This is a genomic window from uncultured Streptococcus sp. (assembly GCF_963516575.1).
GTDB lineage: Bacteria > Bacillota > Bacilli > Lactobacillales > Streptococcaceae > Streptococcus.
In genome coordinates, this window is record NZ_CAUQCP010000045.1 from 1 (window position 1) to 15,321 (window position 15,321).

General features: G+C 40.1%; 12 protein-coding genes. All 12 read right to left on the minus strand.

Translation table 11 applies throughout. The features are described from left to right. Positions 1-152: 152 nt before the first annotated feature. Positions 153-383, minus strand: coding sequence for a GlsB/YeaQ/YmgE family stress response membrane protein (locus RWM06_RS08040; protein ID WP_102210844.1), 231 nt, complete (start codon positions 381-383; stop codon positions 153-155). 9 nt (positions 384-392) lie between these two features. Continuing rightward, on the minus strand, positions 393-1,634 hold the full coding sequence (locus RWM06_RS08045) for an aminopeptidase (protein ID WP_313970752.1): 1,242 nt from the start codon (positions 1,632-1,634) through the stop codon (positions 393-395). Between the two features lie 20 nt (positions 1,635-1,654). Beyond that, entirely contained in the window at positions 1,655-1,807 is a 153-nt protein-coding gene (locus RWM06_RS08050; protein ID WP_313970753.1) for a hypothetical protein, read from the minus strand. Between the two features lie 73 nt (positions 1,808-1,880). Further along, positions 1,881-3,815, minus strand: a complete 1,935-nt coding sequence (locus tag RWM06_RS08055; RefSeq protein WP_313970754.1) for a DUF262 domain-containing HNH endonuclease family protein — start codon at positions 3,813-3,815, stop codon at positions 1,881-1,883. Further along, entirely contained in the window at positions 3,809-5,149 is a 1,341-nt protein-coding gene (locus tag RWM06_RS08060) for a DUF262 domain-containing protein (protein ID WP_120719004.1), read from the minus strand. Before RWM06_RS08060 ends, RWM06_RS08055 begins: the two co-directional genes overlap by 7 nt. A 7-nt stretch (positions 5,150-5,156) precedes the next feature. Next, positions 5,157-6,107 carry a YafY family protein gene (locus tag RWM06_RS08065; protein WP_020902436.1) on the minus strand — a complete coding sequence of 317 codons (951 nt, stop codon included), beginning with the start codon at positions 6,105-6,107 and terminating at the stop codon, positions 5,157-5,159. Positions 6,108-6,214: 107 nt separating this feature from the next. Continuing rightward, positions 6,215-6,739, minus strand: coding sequence for a DnaA ATPase domain-containing protein (locus RWM06_RS08070; protein ID WP_313970755.1), 525 nt, complete (start codon positions 6,737-6,739; stop codon positions 6,215-6,217). 87 nt (positions 6,740-6,826) lie between these two features. Continuing rightward, entirely contained in the window at positions 6,827-11,218 is a 4,392-nt protein-coding gene (locus RWM06_RS08075) for a PolC-type DNA polymerase III (RefSeq protein WP_313970756.1), read from the minus strand. A gap of 103 nt (positions 11,219-11,321) precedes the next feature. Then, entirely contained in the window at positions 11,322-13,403 is a 2,082-nt protein-coding gene (gene fusA, locus RWM06_RS08080) for an elongation factor G (RefSeq protein WP_000090354.1), read from the minus strand. 394 nt (positions 13,404-13,797) lie between these two features. Continuing rightward, positions 13,798-14,268 carry a 30S ribosomal protein S7 gene (gene rpsG / locus RWM06_RS08085; protein ID WP_000087873.1) on the minus strand — a complete coding sequence of 157 codons (471 nt, stop codon included), beginning with the start codon at positions 14,266-14,268 and terminating at the stop codon, positions 13,798-13,800. Between the two features lie 19 nt (positions 14,269-14,287). Then, positions 14,288-14,701 (minus strand): 30S ribosomal protein S12, encoded by a 414-nt coding sequence (gene rpsL / locus RWM06_RS08090; protein ID WP_001142332.1) that lies wholly within the window; start codon positions 14,699-14,701, stop codon positions 14,288-14,290. Between the two features lie 378 nt (positions 14,702-15,079). After that, a partial coding sequence (locus tag RWM06_RS08095) for a response regulator transcription factor (RefSeq protein WP_313970757.1) occupies positions 15,080-15,321 on the minus strand: 242 nt, incomplete at its 5' end.

Genomic DNA, 15,321 nt, shown 5'->3' on the forward strand with positions numbered 1-15,321 from the left:
TGTTTTGAGCTGACTTCGTCAGTTCTATCTGCAACCTCAAAACAGTGTTTTGAGCTGACTTCGTCAGTTCTATCTACAACCTCAAAACAGTGCTTTGAGCAACCTGCGGCTAGTTTGCTCTTTGATTTTCATTGAGTATCAGATTTAAGAAATTAACTTCCTCGTCTCCAGAAAATCGCTAAGACAATCATGGCTCCTAAAATCGCTGGGATAATAGCTGTTCCTGATAAAACTGGTCCCCAAGTTCCAAAAAGCAAGTGACCTAGAAAGGCACCAATCCAACCGAGAAACATTTTTCCAAAACATCCCATTCGCTCTCCACGATTGGTCAGAGTACCTGCTAAAAATCCCACTAGGAGACCAACGAACATACTTCCTAACATATTATCTCCTTAATTTGCCCAATCTCCGTTACGGAAGAGTGGTACACGTGTCCCATCCTCACGGATACCATCGATATCCATTTGGTTAGAACCAATCATAAAGTCTACGTGAACATCTGAACGGTTAAGCCCCGCAGCTTCAAGCTCCTCTTCGCTCATATCCGCTCCACCAACAACGCTAGTTGCATAGGCTGCACCGATAGCCAAGTGATTTGACGCATTCTCATCGAAAAGGGTATTAAAGAAGGTAATGCCTGACTGAGAAATTGGGCTTGGATCTGGTACCAAGGCACATTCACCCAAGGCACGCGCACCCGCATTTTCAAAGACAAGGTCTTTCATGACTTGATCGCCTTTTTCAGCAGTGATATCCACAATTTGTCCATCCTTAAAGGTTACTTTAATTCCTTCGATGATATTTCCGTTGTAGCTAAGCGGTTTTGTAGAAGTGACATAACCATCTGCACGACGGAAGTCAGGCGCTGTGAAGACTTCCTCTGTCGGCATATTTGGCAAGAATCCTTCGCCCTGCGCATTAATAGCGCCAGCTGATTCCCAAACGTGGTTCTTTGGCAAACCAAGTGTCAAAGCTGTCCCTGGCGCTGTGTAGTGAAGTGCTGAAAATTGTTCTTTATTAAGCATATCTGCCTTACTCTTAAGGATAGCTGCATGCTCTTCCCAAGCCTTAACAGGATCTGCTTCGTAGACACGGCAAGTTTTGAAGATTTGGTCCCAAAGGAGATCGACTGCTTCTTCGTCGCTCACAGCATTTGGAAAGACTTTCTTAGCCCATTCAAGTCCAGCAGCGGCTGCTACAGTCCAGCTAACCTTGTTGGATTGCGTTGCGATGCGCATTGGCTTCATAGCAAGTCCCATAGCTTTAGCAGAAGCTGATAGCTTATCAGCATCCACACCGTTCAAGGCACCTGGATCAGATGAACGAACCCCAAGACGGCTAGCCTTGTTCTCCAAGAGATAGTTCATCTCAGCAATCTTGTATTCTGGCACATTGTCCAAACGCTCCATCGGTGCGTGGAGGAATTTCTCACGGTTAATGACATCATCTGTCCACTGAACAATAACCTCATGTGCACCCAAAGCATAAGCTTCTTTGACGATTAAGTGAGCCAACTCGCGTTGCTCCACATCGATAGAGAGAGCCAAAGTGTGACCAGGTTGCACATTGATTCCGTTCGCAACCAACAATTTCGCATATTTTTCTAGATTTTCTTTAAAATTTGGTAAAACCATGTTGTTTCTCTTTTCTATTTTTATTTTTCTTTCAAAGCAGAAAGTAGCCCTGCTAGTGCAATAGTACCTGACAAGAGTGCTGTCGATAGAATAATTGTTTCATCTGCCAGCTCTAGCTGATAGTCAAAAATTTTTTCAGCAGGTTTATCTTCCGCAAAAATTCTTAGTTTCATGAAATATCCTCCCTTTCTAGTATATCACATATATTGGTATTTTAAAAAACAAGCTTACTGAAGCTTGTTTTAATTAGCTATTACAAAAATTTTGTACATATCTTTCCACTTCTTTTTCCATAGATTGAATCTCACAAATATCCCATCTATTTTTTTTAGAAGTTATCTCTGCCATCATCTGTAATTTTAAACTTTGACGATGGAATATATCTTCTTTTTCCCATTGTTTTAATTTAGCTTCTGGATAGGAGTTGCCAAACCTGGAGTTCTGAATATCGGTAGTAATACAAAGGTTGCCAAAGGAATGTAAAAACTCGGCAGGTAATTGGCTTTCTCCATCCTGTCCATTTGGATTCTGAGGATACCAATGTTCTACGGAGCGACGATAAGCAAATTTGAAATGATCAAAATTAATATCCTTGTACTCTTTCTCTAATTCGGCACGATTTTTCCATAAAACATAATCTACAAAGTTAAAAGCGTAAACAGGAATTGCCCCATATTTTTTGATACTTTTATCTTCGGTAAACAATCTTTCCTCAGCATATCTCACTGCCATTTTTTCAAGAAAATCCTTAAAGAGACTAGCAAATTCTGTTTGATTTAACTCTTCAATATGGTTAAACAAGAATTGCAAGATTTCATATAACCAACGACTATCTCGATTGGCAGTAAAGGTCACAGCAAACATGGATTGAAGCATTAAAATATCATCATTGAACTTTTCAAAAGAATTTTTATCATAATAATATTGAACAAATAAATCTCCTCTAGTTTTATTATTATAATCATTCCGATAAACTTTCTGCAGAAACCAATCATTTTCTTGTCTTCTATTATTAGTCTCTTGTGACATTCGTACGATCAAATTATCAAATATAAATTTTAATTTCAATAAATTCCTAATAAATAATGTAACATCCTCTATACCTGTATTAACACTAGTTATATTTTCAAATGTTTCTAATAATTTCTTGTCATCTAGCTGTATATCAGAAGGAGATACATTACCAAATGTTATATAATAAACGAAATATAAAAATGTTTCAAAGTTTATAATCGTTCTGTATTTTTCCACTTCATTCGTATCTGATATTACTTTAACTGTTGTAGATTCTTTATTTTCTATACTAGACAATAGAGATTTCTTATTAGTTGACTGAACTTCTATTTGACTTAAGGACTTATCAATATTTAAAAGAAAGCTATTCTGATAATTATTTCCTTTAATCCAATTCAAAGGAAAGATTTTTTCTCTTTCTCCATCATGATGCTTTTTCTTTGCTTTTTTTGTAAATGCATTGATTACCGGCTTATCAAATTCTGCACAGGCATCCCAAATCCTTGCAAACTTTTGCGCCATTTCTTGATCTGTACCGAACTTAGCCATCATTTGCGCCTTAAGAATCTCATGAGCCTCTAGTTGTTCTCCTCGAGAGTTGAAACGTTCGAAATAAAGATTCAAATCTAAATCCTCAGGAAGTATACTCCGAAAAATGATGACATTCTCAAAAAGATAATCAACGAAAGACTGAGGATCAAGACGGCGCTCCTCTAGCACTTTTTTCAATGCGTCTTTAGCATATCTGTAACCTCTAGTCAGCTCATTTTCATCGTCCTCTAAAATTTTTTTCTTGGCAAATAAATCTTTAATATTCTTATTTGATTTCTGCCTAGCTGGGAAGGTAAGATTGACAGCTTTCAATCTATCAAAACCAAACTCATGCTTCAAAGCTAAGGCAATCAAATTAAGGGCTGTTGTCCGTTGTTGCCCATCTATGATTTTGAAAATGCCATTCTCTTTATTAACGACTAATGTTCCAATATAGTAATTGTCTCTATTTTTATAGTAATTGTCTCTATTTTCTTGAAAAGCATCCGCCACATCGTTCAACAATTGTTCAATTTCATCATAAGTCCAAGCAAAATTTCTCTGATATAGAGGAATAGCATAGGTATCTTCATTTAATAAACGATTAACTGATAAGCTTATATGTGTTTCTACCATTTACCTTTTTCCTCTTCTATAATCTTGTCCACAGTATAATTTTCAAATAATTCTCTATCTATCTTAATCATGAAATCATTCGGAGTGACAGCATGAGATAAAAGTTGAAATAGCTTTTGAGCCTCTTTTTGTCTAAACCTTCCACCAGCAACATAGTTTCCTACCGTCGCATCATATATTGCTTTAGACTTAACTCGAGGGTAATAAGACCAAATAAACAAGGTTTCTACTATCTCCTTTGATAGCTCATCTTTTCCAAATCTCTCAGCAAAAAGCGAGCAAATATTTAGGAATATATTGTAACACTTGAGGTAGCGCCCCTTTGAGCTATTGTAAATGTTCAACATACCTTTTGGGTAAACTAGATTTTTTCCTTCCCCTTCAGGTTCATCAGAAAATCCTAACTCTTCATTTAAAAAATCTTTATGCTCTTTAATAGTTACATGAGCAGATTCAATATACTCAAAAAATTTACTTCCATCAATGATTGGCATAGTAATGGACATGGGGAGATTTTCAATATGACGATACAATTCTAGATATGGAAAGTTCTGATTCAAATCAACGCCTTTAAAATCGTCAATAAAATCCTCTGTAAAACGCAGATAAGATCCATAACGCTTGTTTGTCAATCCTGTCTCTCCTCGAGACCAACGTCTCATACGGAAAAGATGTTTATCAAACAACTCTTTGAGACTTAAATCTTTATCTTCTACAAATTGCTCCCACTTTTCAACAATCTTTTCATCTTCTGAATCTTCCTTGCGAAGATGATAGGCTTTGAGCAAATCATGAGGTTCTAAAGATTTTCCACGATTATTCTGAGAATCAAATAACTGAAAGGCTTCAGATAATCGTTCCTGTGACATAGTAATCACGGAGACAGAACAATTTTCCAATAAAAAATTGCAAATATCTTTTGCCTGATTTTCGCCAACCAATTGAGTCAAATTTTCCCACTCATTATAATTTTCACTCGCATGATAGCAAGATAGCTCCCCAAATACAGCAGCACTCAGCAGTTGCTTAGCACCCTTATAATTCACTAAATCATCTAATAAATGAAGAAACAAAGAAATTGAAATTAGCCGTTGCTGTCCATCGACAATATCTAAATATCGCTTTCCATCGACAATATCTAAATATCCATCATTTTTATGTAAGATAACGGAACCAATCTGATATTCCTTTTTCCCCATAGCATCTCGTAAATCATAAAAAAGATTACGGATATGTTTTCTGTTCCATTTATATGGTCTTTGATAAGAAGGAATCCGCAAACCCTCTTCTTTCAATAGTTCTCCAACCTTTTTAGAAGTAAATTGAATAGTCATTTTATCCTCATCTATATTTATCTATCATCTCTTGAACTGTTTGCTTCATATCCTCTACTAAAATCCGAGGAGACAAAACAGTAACTGCTTCCCCTTGCCCTAGCAACCAGCGTTTAAGCCCTGGTGTGTGTTGACTTTCAAACTTAAAATGAGTCCAGTTGCCATTTTTCCCAACTATTTTTGCATTTGGAAATTGATCCATCACAATCGTCGGATCGTACAAATACTCGATTTCAATACTGATTTTCTTCCCGATAAAAGCATCTACTCTCTCGTTACGAATGTCACCATCTCTAAATTTATTTCGATAAGAAATAGAGGGTTTCTCTATATCACTAAGAGACCATGACCGGATGCGGTCTACTCTTAAAGTAATATAAGTAGCATGTTTCAGCTGGTAGACAACTAGATAGAAATAATGACTATCATAATAAAGAGAGACTGGCAAAACAGTCTGCCTCTTAGAAGACTCAGAATAAGGTTTTTGATAGATAATGTCTAGAACCTGTTCATGTAAAATAGCTTCTGATAAATTCCAAATTTTCTCTATTCTATTTTGTTGATCCGTTAAGGGAGCATAGTTAAGCTTTTCACTTCCAATAATCTGCTCGATTTCTTTCCGATCATCACGGGGAACTAAGTTCAGTAAATTATTTAGTAAGCTAGCAATTTCTGGTCTGTTCAGTGCTCGATTTTCCAATAAAATCTTTGAAATAACGAGTATATCCTTTTTATTAAAAACTGACTTACTAGATAAACAATACTTATTCGTTTTACGGTTATAAAGCAAATCTCCACTATAACTGGTGTGACTATATAAAATATCACGGAGTAGCGAAAAATCTCTCTGTATCGTCTTTTCACTAACCTCAAATTCCTGAGCCAGTTGCTTTTTTCCTAACGGAGTCCCAAACTGTAAACGTAAAAAAATCGTTAGCAGTCTCTCTTGATCATTCATTTGCAGTCCTTCTACATATTATTCAAACAATACTATTTCCAGTACATTATTATCACTTCTATAGTCTAACTAGCACTTTATATTCAAAACGATTAAAGCAAAATAAACTAGCCCTTAGATGATTTCAACTGTACCACTATGCCAGATTCGAAGAACTCAACTACGGATTCAGGCATATTTTTTAAGTCTTCGGGTAAGCAGTCTGAATATACAATGAAGAGTTTGTTTCTTTTCTTACCCTCTTTGAATTGCTGCATCCAGTATTCCTGTACCCTTTGATCAGCTTCTCCCAAAAATTGAACTCCCTCCAGAAAAATCAAGTCATACTCTGTATACCCCATTTGCAGTTTTATCCATTGACTATGTTTAGAAAAAATCAAATTATCTCTCACTCGATAATATACAAGTGATGCTATTGGAGTAGCAGGTTTTATTTTAGTTAACGTATAATAAATCAAATGCCATCTGTCAGTCTCTGAAATACCGCGAATGTAAATACATTGAGAATCTTCTTTTAAGTCTATTTGTGGGAATCCGGTCCAATCACTCCCATCATCTTTCAAGCCTTTTTCAAAATTATAAATCTCCTCTTCAATTGACACATTAGAATTTAAAATTTCTTGATCCACCATATTATACTCTCTTTTCTATTATTTTTAAGAGAATTATAACAAATCAAGTGGACATATTTTGTCCACTTGATCAAAATAAGCAATTTTTTAAAACAACTCATCAAACAAACTGAACTGGTTATCCTCTGGCATATTGCCCAGAATCCCCATTTCATCCATCTTTTCAACCAAGGTTGATGAGAGCCCACCACGCTTGCGCAATTCTGTTTTAGAGAGGAATTCTCCCTCTTCACGCGCTCGAACTAACTGCTTGGCAACGTTCTCTCCCAGACCATCCATTGCTACAAATGGCGGGATGAGGGTATCCCCATCGATGAGGAACTCTGTCGCCTGACTGCGGTAGAGATTGAGTTTCCCAAACTTGAAACCACGTTCCCACATTTCATTAACAATCTCAAGAGTTGTATAGAGGTCAATCTCCACATTAGAGGCTTCATTGTTCTTCCGTTTTTCAGCGATCTCTTCCATTCTGCGCTTGATAGCATCCAAGCCTGCACCCATAGTCTTAATATCAAAAGCCTTAGCGCGGATTGAGAAGTAAGCACAGTAATAATAAATAGGATGGTGAACCTTGAAGTAGGCCACACGCAAGGCCATCATAACGTAGGCTGCCGCATGAGCTTTAGGGAACATGTACTTGATTTTCCCACAGGACTCGATATACCACTCTGGCACCTTATTAGCCTTCATAGCTTCGATATAGCCATTTCGCTCCTCTTCGGAAATCTTGAGCCACAAGCCTTTACGCACCCGTTCCATGATAGTAAAGGCCATCTTAGGCTCGAGACCAGCATGCATGAGGTAAACCATGATGTCGTCCCGACAACCGATAACGGTCGACAGATCCGCAATCCCTTGCTTGATCAAATCCTGGGCATTTCCCAACCAGACATCGGTACCGTGGGACAGGCCAGACAACTGCAACAACTCCGCAAAAGTCGTCGGATGCGTCTCATCTACCATCCCACGTACAAAGTTGGTTCCAAATTCTGGAATTCCCAACATCCCCGTCGGCGTTCCAATTTGTTCAGGTGTTACCCCAAGAACATCAGTCCCAGAAAAGAGGGCCATCACGCCTTCGTCATCCATAGGGATTTCATTGGGATCAATCCCAGACAAGTCCTGCAGTTTCCGAATCATGGTCGGATCATCATGCCCCAGTACATCAAGTTTGAGGACGTTCTCATCGATATCGTGGAAGTTAAAGTGAGTGGTCTGCCATTCAGCCGTCACGTCATCCGCTGGATACTGGACAGGCGTAAAATCGTAAACATCCATGTAGTTCGGAATAACAACGATTCCCCCTGGGTGTTGTCCCGTCGTCCGCTTGACACCAGCAGCACCTTGGGCGAGGCGTTCCACCTCTGCATCACGATAAAACTTCCCGTAGTCTCTCTCGTAGCCCTTTACAAATCCATAGGCAGTCTTAGCAGCCACCGTACCAACCGTTCCTGCACGGAAGGCATATTCTTCACCAAAGATATCACGCACATCCAAGTGGGCGCTTGGCTGGTCTTCACCAGAGAAGTTCAAGTCAATATCGGGAACCTTGTCCCCATCAAAACCGAGGAAGGTCTCAAACGGAATATCCTGTCCGTTTTTACTGAGTTTGTGACCACAGTTTGGACAGTCCTTATTGGGCATATCAAAACCTGAACCGTACGAACCATCTGTGATAAACTCGCTATACTGACACTGTCCACAGACATAGTGAGGAGAGAGAGGATTGACCTCTGTAATCCCAATCATGGTCGCAACGAAACTGGACCCAACAGAGCCACGAGAACCAACTAAGTAGCCCCGTTCATTGGAGCGTTGTACCAGCATCTGAGAAGCAAGATAAATCACGGCAAAGCCATTCCCCAGAATAGAGGTTAATTCTTTTTCAATCCGCAAATCAACAATATCTGGCAGCGGATTTCCATAAATCTCAAAAGCCTTCTTATAGGTCAATTCAGCGACCGTTTCTTCAGCCTTGTCGATGAAAGGCGTGTACAAGTCCCCCTTAACAACCTCAACAGACTCAAAGGTTTCTGCTAAAGTATTTGGATTTTCAATAACCAGTTTACGAGCCAAATCCTCTCCCAAGAAGGCAAATTCATCCAACATCTCATTAGTCGTTCTAAAATGAGCTTTGGGGAGAGGAGCTGGTTGGGCATGTTCACCATGACCAATCGTTCGGTTAATCATCGCCCCCTGTCCCAAACTACGGACGATAATTTCACGGTAAATCTCCTCTTCTGGTTCGATATAGTGGACATTTCCCGTAGCCAAAACGGGCTTACCAAGGCGGTCTCCAACCTCTATCAAACTCTTGATAATAGTCTGGAGTTCTTCCATATCCTTGACCTGCTCCTTAGCAATCAAGGGAGCATAGATAGCTGGTGGCATGACCTCAATAAAGTCATAATACTTAGCCACCTCAACCGCCGCATCCACACCTTGGGAAACGACTGCATCAAAAACTTCACCTTCAGAGCAAGCTGAACCTAAAATCAAACCTTCCCGGTGGGCATCTAGAACTGTTCTCGGAATCCGCGGCACCCCTTCAAAGTACTTGGTATTGGATAAAGAAACCAGCTTAAAGATATTTTTTAAACCTATCTGATTCTTGACATAAATAGTCGCATGCTTGATCCGAGCTTTTTTATAAGAATCTGGACTAATCAAATCAATATTAAGTCTAGCTAGATCGGTCACACCATGTTTTTCTGCCACCTCTTTGATAAAGATGAAAAGCAGACGACCAGTAGCTTCCGCATCGTAGTTGGCCATGTGGTGATGTTCTAGAGCCACACCAAAACGCTTAGTCAAAGGTCCCAAACCATGACGTTTATACTCAGGATAGAGGTTCCTAGCAAACTCCAGCGTATCAATAACTGGCTGACCAATCTTTGGCAGACCATGACGCTCATAGTTGGCATTCATAAAGCCAACGTCAAAGGTGGCATTGTGGGCGACTAGGACCGTATCCTTGCAAAATTCTTGGAATTCTTGCAGAACTTGTTCCAGTGGTTTGGCATTTTTGACATGGTCATCTGTAATTCCAGTCAACTCAGTAGTAAAAGCTGACAAGGGATGACCAGGATTGATAAATTCATCAAATTCAGCAATAACATTCCCCTTGTACATCTTAGAGGCTGCAACCTGAATCAAGTCATTATAGATGGCTGATAGACCCGTTGTTTCCACGTCAAAGACCACATAGGTCGCTTCTGACAAGTCCATTCCCACTTCATTATAGACGATAGGGACACGGTCCTCCACTATATTGGCTTCCATTCCATAGATTAGCTGGATTCCCGCTTTCTTAGCTGCCTTATAGCCATGTGGGAAGGACTGGACATTTCCATGGTCCGTAATGGCAACTGCTTTGTGTCCCCACTTAGCAGCTGTCGCAACGATTTCTTCAACCTCTGGTAGAGCATCCATGGTCGACATATTAGTATGAGCATGAAACTCAATCCGACGCTCACCTTCTGGCATCAAATCTTTCCGCTCATAGTGAACAACTTCCTGCACATCCTGCACGTTCATGGTCAAATCGCGTGTGAAGTTATTCATCTCCACATTCCCACGAACTCGGAGCCAAGAATTTTTCTTAATTAGATCAAATTTCTGAGCCTCTTCCTCGTTCTTAACCCACTTTTGCATCGAAAAACTGGAAGTGTAGTCTGTCATTTTAAAGTTGATTAAAACACGACCTGTTCTAGTCACTTTTTGCTCCACATCAAACACAACCCCTTCAAAGACCAGACGATTTTCCTCCGTCGTCACTTCAATCATAGGAGTAATCTCCGCCTTGTCCAACTTCGGTTTAGCTGCAGCTTTTTTAGCTTGAAAATCAAAGGCTGGTTTCTCTTCAGCTGGAGGAGGTGCCATCTGTTCTAGTTGTTCCATAGCACGGAGCGCTTCCTCATTGGCAGCTTGAACAATCTGCTCATTTTCAGCATGAAAGGCCTCTTCTTGCTCTTGGGTCAGCACATCATTCTTCTCGACTTGACAATTAAAAGTTGGAAAACCAAACTTCTCAAGTTGTTTGGCTAAATTAGGAAGATGATTTTTCTTAAAGTGTTCCTTATCAATCGCCTCAGTTCCTTCAATAAAGAGCTGATTTCCTTCAGCACGAACTTGCAAATTCTGATAAAGAGACTTAAAACCTTGACTAGCACATGGGCCTTCAGAGAAAGCCTCCCTATAGTAGGACTGCAAGAGCTGATTTGAAAATTCTTGAGACCGAGCCTTGATTGCGAAAACAGCTTTATTGCCTGTCTTAGAAAATTCCTCACTCAAACCTTTCTTTAATTCTAAAAAGATTTCAATCGGTAAAATATTAGAAAATACGAAATGAAACTCCCATACCTTACTAATTTTATGAACCACAACTCGCTCAATATCAGCCTGTGCTAAAGCAGGAGCCTGTCTCATTTCAGCAGGCATCCCCAGTTGATTCATCAAAATTTCAAAACTATTTGACATTCATTTTCCTCACATTATTCTCCTACTATTTTACCATATTTAGAGGTATTTTCTAAAGACAAAAGGAAGCCACTAAGTGACTTCCTTCTAGAGTGAGGACTGATTAGTCTTCACCTTTGTTTTTCTTAATGATTTCTTCTTGTACTGACTTAGGTACATCTTCGTAGTGGTCAAATACCATCATGAATGTACCACGTCCTTGAGATGCAGAACGAAGAACTGTTGCGTAACCGAACATTTCAGCAAGTGGAACGTAAGCACGAACGATTTGGCTGTTACCATGTGCTTCCATACCATCTACACGTCCACGACGAGCAGTTACGTGACCCATAACATCACCAAGGTTTTCTTCTGGAACAGTGATTGTTACAAGCATCATTGGCTCAAGGATAGCTGGTTGTGCTGATTTAGCAGCTTCTTTAAGAGCAAGTGAAGCCGCGATCTTGAAGGCAGTTTCAGATGAGTCGACATCGTGGTATGAACCATCGTAAAGCTTAGCTTTAACGTCAACCATTGGATAACCTGCAAGAACACCGTTAGCCATAGATTCTACCAAACCTTTTTCAACCGCTGGGATAAATTCACGAGGAACCACACCACCGACGATTGCGTTTTCGAATTCGAATCCTTTACCTTCTTCGTTTGGAGTAAATTCAATCCATACATCACCGAATTGACCTTTACCACCAGACTGACGTTTGAAGAATCCACGTGCTTGAGTAGAAGCTCGGAATGTTTCACGGTAAGATACTTGAGGAGCACCTACGTTCGCTTCAACTTTGAACTCACGACGCATACGGTCAACAAGGACGTCAAGGTGAAGCTCACCCATACCAGAGATAACTGTTTCACCAGTTTCAACGTTTGTTTCAACGCGGAATGTTGGATCTTCTTCAGCCAATTTTTGAAGGGCGATACCCATCTTATCTTGGTCAGCTTTAGATTTTGGCTCAACCATCAATTGGATAACTGGTTCTGGAACGTTGATTGACTCAAGGATGATTTTAGCTTTTTCATCTGTCAATGAGTCACCAGTAGTAGTATCTTTCAAACCAACGGCAGCAGCGATATCACCTGAGTAAACAGTGTCAATTTCTTGACGGCTGTTAGCGTGCATTTGAAGGATACGTCCGATACGTTCACGTTTACCTTTAGAAGTGTTCAATACGTATGAACCTGATTGAAGAACACCTGAGTAAACACGGAAGAATGTCAAACGACCTACGAATGGGTCAGTCATAATCTTGAAGGCAAGAGCTGCAAATGGCTCTTCGTCAGAGGCTGGACGAGTTTCTTCAGCGTCTGTGTCTGGGTTAATACCTTTGATAGCTGGGATGTCAAGTGGGCTTGGAAGGTAGTCGATAACCGCATCAAGCATCAATTGAACACCTTTGTTCTTGAAGGCAGAACCACACAATACTGGGAAGAATTCAACGTTGATAGTAGCTTTACGGATACCAGCTTTCAATTCTTCGTTAGTGATTTCTTCACCTTCGAGGTATTTCATCATCAATTCTTCGTCAGTTTCAGCAACTGCTTCAACCAATTTTTCACGGTATTCTTGAGCTTGGTCAAGGTATTCAGCTGGAATATCTTCTTCAAGGATATCTGTACCAAGGTCGTTCGTATAGATTTCAGCTTTCATCTTGATCAAGTCGATGATACCACGGAAGTCATCTTCAGAACCGATTGGCAATTGGATTGGGTGTGCGTTTGCTTGAAGACGATCGTGAAGTGTGCTTACAGAGTAAAGGAAGTCAGCACCGATTTTGTCCATTTTGTTGGCAAATACGATACGTGGAACTCCATACTCAGTTGCTTGACGCCAAACTGTTTCAGTTTGAGGCTCAACACCTGATTGTGAGTCAAGAACGGTAACCGCACCATCCAATACACGAAGAGAACGCTGTACTTCGATCGTGAAGTCCACGTGTCCTGGTGTGTCGATAATGTTTACGCGGTGGTTGTTCCATTGAGCTGTTGTCGCAGCAGATGTGATAGTGATACCACGCTCTTGCTCTTGCTCCATCCAGTCCATTTGTGACGCACCTTCGTGAGTTTCACCGATTTTGTGGATTTTACCAGTGTAGTAAAGAATACGCTCAGTAGTTGTTGTTTTACCAGCATCGACGTGAGCCATGATACCGATATTACGAGTTTTTTCAAGTGAAAATTCGCGTGCCATGAGGTTTGTTTCTCCTATTTATTTTTGATTTCTATTCTATTATAACACGATTTTAATAAAAACGGATAGGCAGGACCTACCCGTTCTCAATGTTTTCATGCTATTGTTGATTTCAACTTGTAGATTTACAAATTGAATCGAACTCGGGCTAAAGTTAATTAGCCGATTTGAACCGGAACGGGATGCTGTGTGAAAAAGATAAACTTCCTTGTATTCGTCGAATACTGCGTCAGTTTCCTATTTTCACCTTGCATCCTTACCGTTCCTAGCATCATGATTTAGTTGAGCTCAAGCTAAAAGTCTGGAGAAAAAGATGAATCTCATTGGTTGCAATCGCAACCTGCTTCGATTCCCTATTTTCTCTGGGACTTTCTTAACGCTTTCGCATCCTATATTACCAACGGAAGTGTGCGAATGCACGGTTAGCTTCAGCCATACGGTGAGTGTCTTCACGTTTCTTAACAGCTGCACCAGTGTTGTTAGCAGCATCCAAGATTTCTTTTGCAAGACGGTCTTGCATTGTGTGTTCACCACGAAGACGAGCGATTGTTACCAACCAACGAAGTCCAAGTGTTGTACGACGTTCTGGACGAACTTCAACTGGGACTTGGTAGTTAGAACCACCAACACGACGTGCACGTACTTCAAGTACAGGCATGATGTTTTCCATAGCTGTTTCAAATACTTCAAGTGCATCGTTTCCAGTAGCTTCTTTGATTTGCTCAAAGGCACCGTAAACGATTGAAGCAGCTGTACCACGTTTACCATCAAGCATAACGCGGTTGATAAGACGAGTAACTAGTTGTGAATTGTAAAGCGGATCTGGCAATACGTCACGTTTTGGAGCTCTATTTTTACGACTCATTTCTCTTTATCCCCTTTCCTTATGCTTTTGGACGTTTAGTACCGTATTTAGAACGGCCTTGTTTACGATCGTTAACACCTGCAGTATCAAGTGCTCCACGGACGATATGGTAACGTACCCCTGGAAGGTCTTTTACACGTCCACCACGAAGAAGAACCACGCTGTGTTCTTGCAAGTTGTGTCCGATACCTGGGATGTAGGCAGTAACTTCGATAAGGTTGCTCAAACGTACACGAGCGAATTTACGAAGGGCTGAGTTAGGTTTTTTAGGTGTCATTGTTCCAACACGAGTTGCAACACCACGTTTTTGTGGTGAAGAAACGTTTGTTTGAACTTTTTTATGACTGTTGTAACCAACGTTCAAAGCTGGTGATTTAGATTTTTCTACTTTTGATTTACGCGGTTTGCGAACCAATTGGTTAATTGTAGGCATCTACATTCTCCTGTGTTTTTTTATTTTTGGTGATGATACACTTGGTGACAGCTATCATCTGTGTGTACTTTTGCAACATTTGTCAGCACGTCCCTGTACACTCTTGAGAGACCAAAAGTAAAAAGTACCGTCTATTATTGTAACAAAATTTTCCATTGGTTGTCAAGATATTTTTCTTTTTTATTGTTAATTTGATTTTTATCAGACTAACTTCCACTTCTACTAACAGCGGAACTTAGTTTGGGAATTTAGCAATTTTAGCTCTTTTGTAGTGCTCCCCAAAAAAGAAAAAGGAGGAATCCCCCTCTCCTAAAGTTACTATTGTTCCATTCAATCCCATCAATTTTAGCACATAATGGTTTTCGAGATATGATAGTATTACAACCAACCAGATTCTTTCGCGATATTAGCTGCCTCTGTTCGATTACCTGCATCAAGTTTTGAAAGAATATTGGTGACATAGTTTCGGACTGTTCCGTTGGATAGATAGAGTTTGTCTGCAATTTCTTGGTTAGAGAAGCCCTGAGCAATTCCCTTTAAAACTGCGATTTCTTGTTCTGTCAACGGATTGGGATGCGTCATCACCACTTCCATCAATTCAGGCGAATACTCCTTGCCTC

What these genes read in the sequence shown, in the direction of transcription:
- RWM06_RS08055 (WP_313970754.1), bottom strand. Translation starts at nt 3,815, where the DNA reads ATGGTAGAAACACATATAAGCTTATCAGTTAATCGTTTATTAAATGAA.
- rpsL (WP_001142332.1), bottom strand. Translation starts at nt 14,701, where the DNA reads ATGCCTACAATTAACCAATTGGTTCGCAAACCGCGTAAATCAAAAGTA.
- RWM06_RS08050 (WP_313970753.1), bottom strand. Translation starts at nt 1,807, where the DNA reads ATGAAACTAAGAATTTTTGCGGAAGATAAACCTGCTGAAAAAATTTTT.
- rpsG (WP_000087873.1), bottom strand. Translation starts at nt 14,268, where the DNA reads ATGAGTCGTAAAAATAGAGCTCCAAAACGTGACGTATTGCCAGATCCG.
- RWM06_RS08075 (WP_313970756.1), bottom strand. Translation starts at nt 11,218, where the DNA reads ATGTCAAATAGTTTTGAAATTTTGATGAATCAACTGGGGATGCCTGCT.
- RWM06_RS08070 (WP_313970755.1), bottom strand. Translation starts at nt 6,739, where the DNA reads ATGGTGGATCAAGAAATTTTAAATTCTAATGTGTCAATTGAAGAGGAG.
- RWM06_RS08065 (WP_020902436.1), bottom strand. Translation starts at nt 6,107, where the DNA reads ATGAATGATCAAGAGAGACTGCTAACGATTTTTTTACGTTTACAGTTT.
- fusA (WP_000090354.1), bottom strand. Translation starts at nt 13,403, where the DNA reads ATGGCACGCGAATTTTCACTTGAAAAAACTCGTAATATCGGTATCATG.
- RWM06_RS08045 (WP_313970752.1), bottom strand. Translation starts at nt 1,634, where the DNA reads ATGGTTTTACCAAATTTTAAAGAAAATCTAGAAAAATATGCGAAATTG.
- RWM06_RS08040 (WP_102210844.1), bottom strand. Translation starts at nt 383, where the DNA reads ATGTTAGGAAGTATGTTCGTTGGTCTCCTAGTGGGATTTTTAGCAGGT.
- RWM06_RS08060 (WP_120719004.1), bottom strand. Translation starts at nt 5,149, where the DNA reads ATGACTATTCAATTTACTTCTAAAAAGGTTGGAGAACTATTGAAAGAA.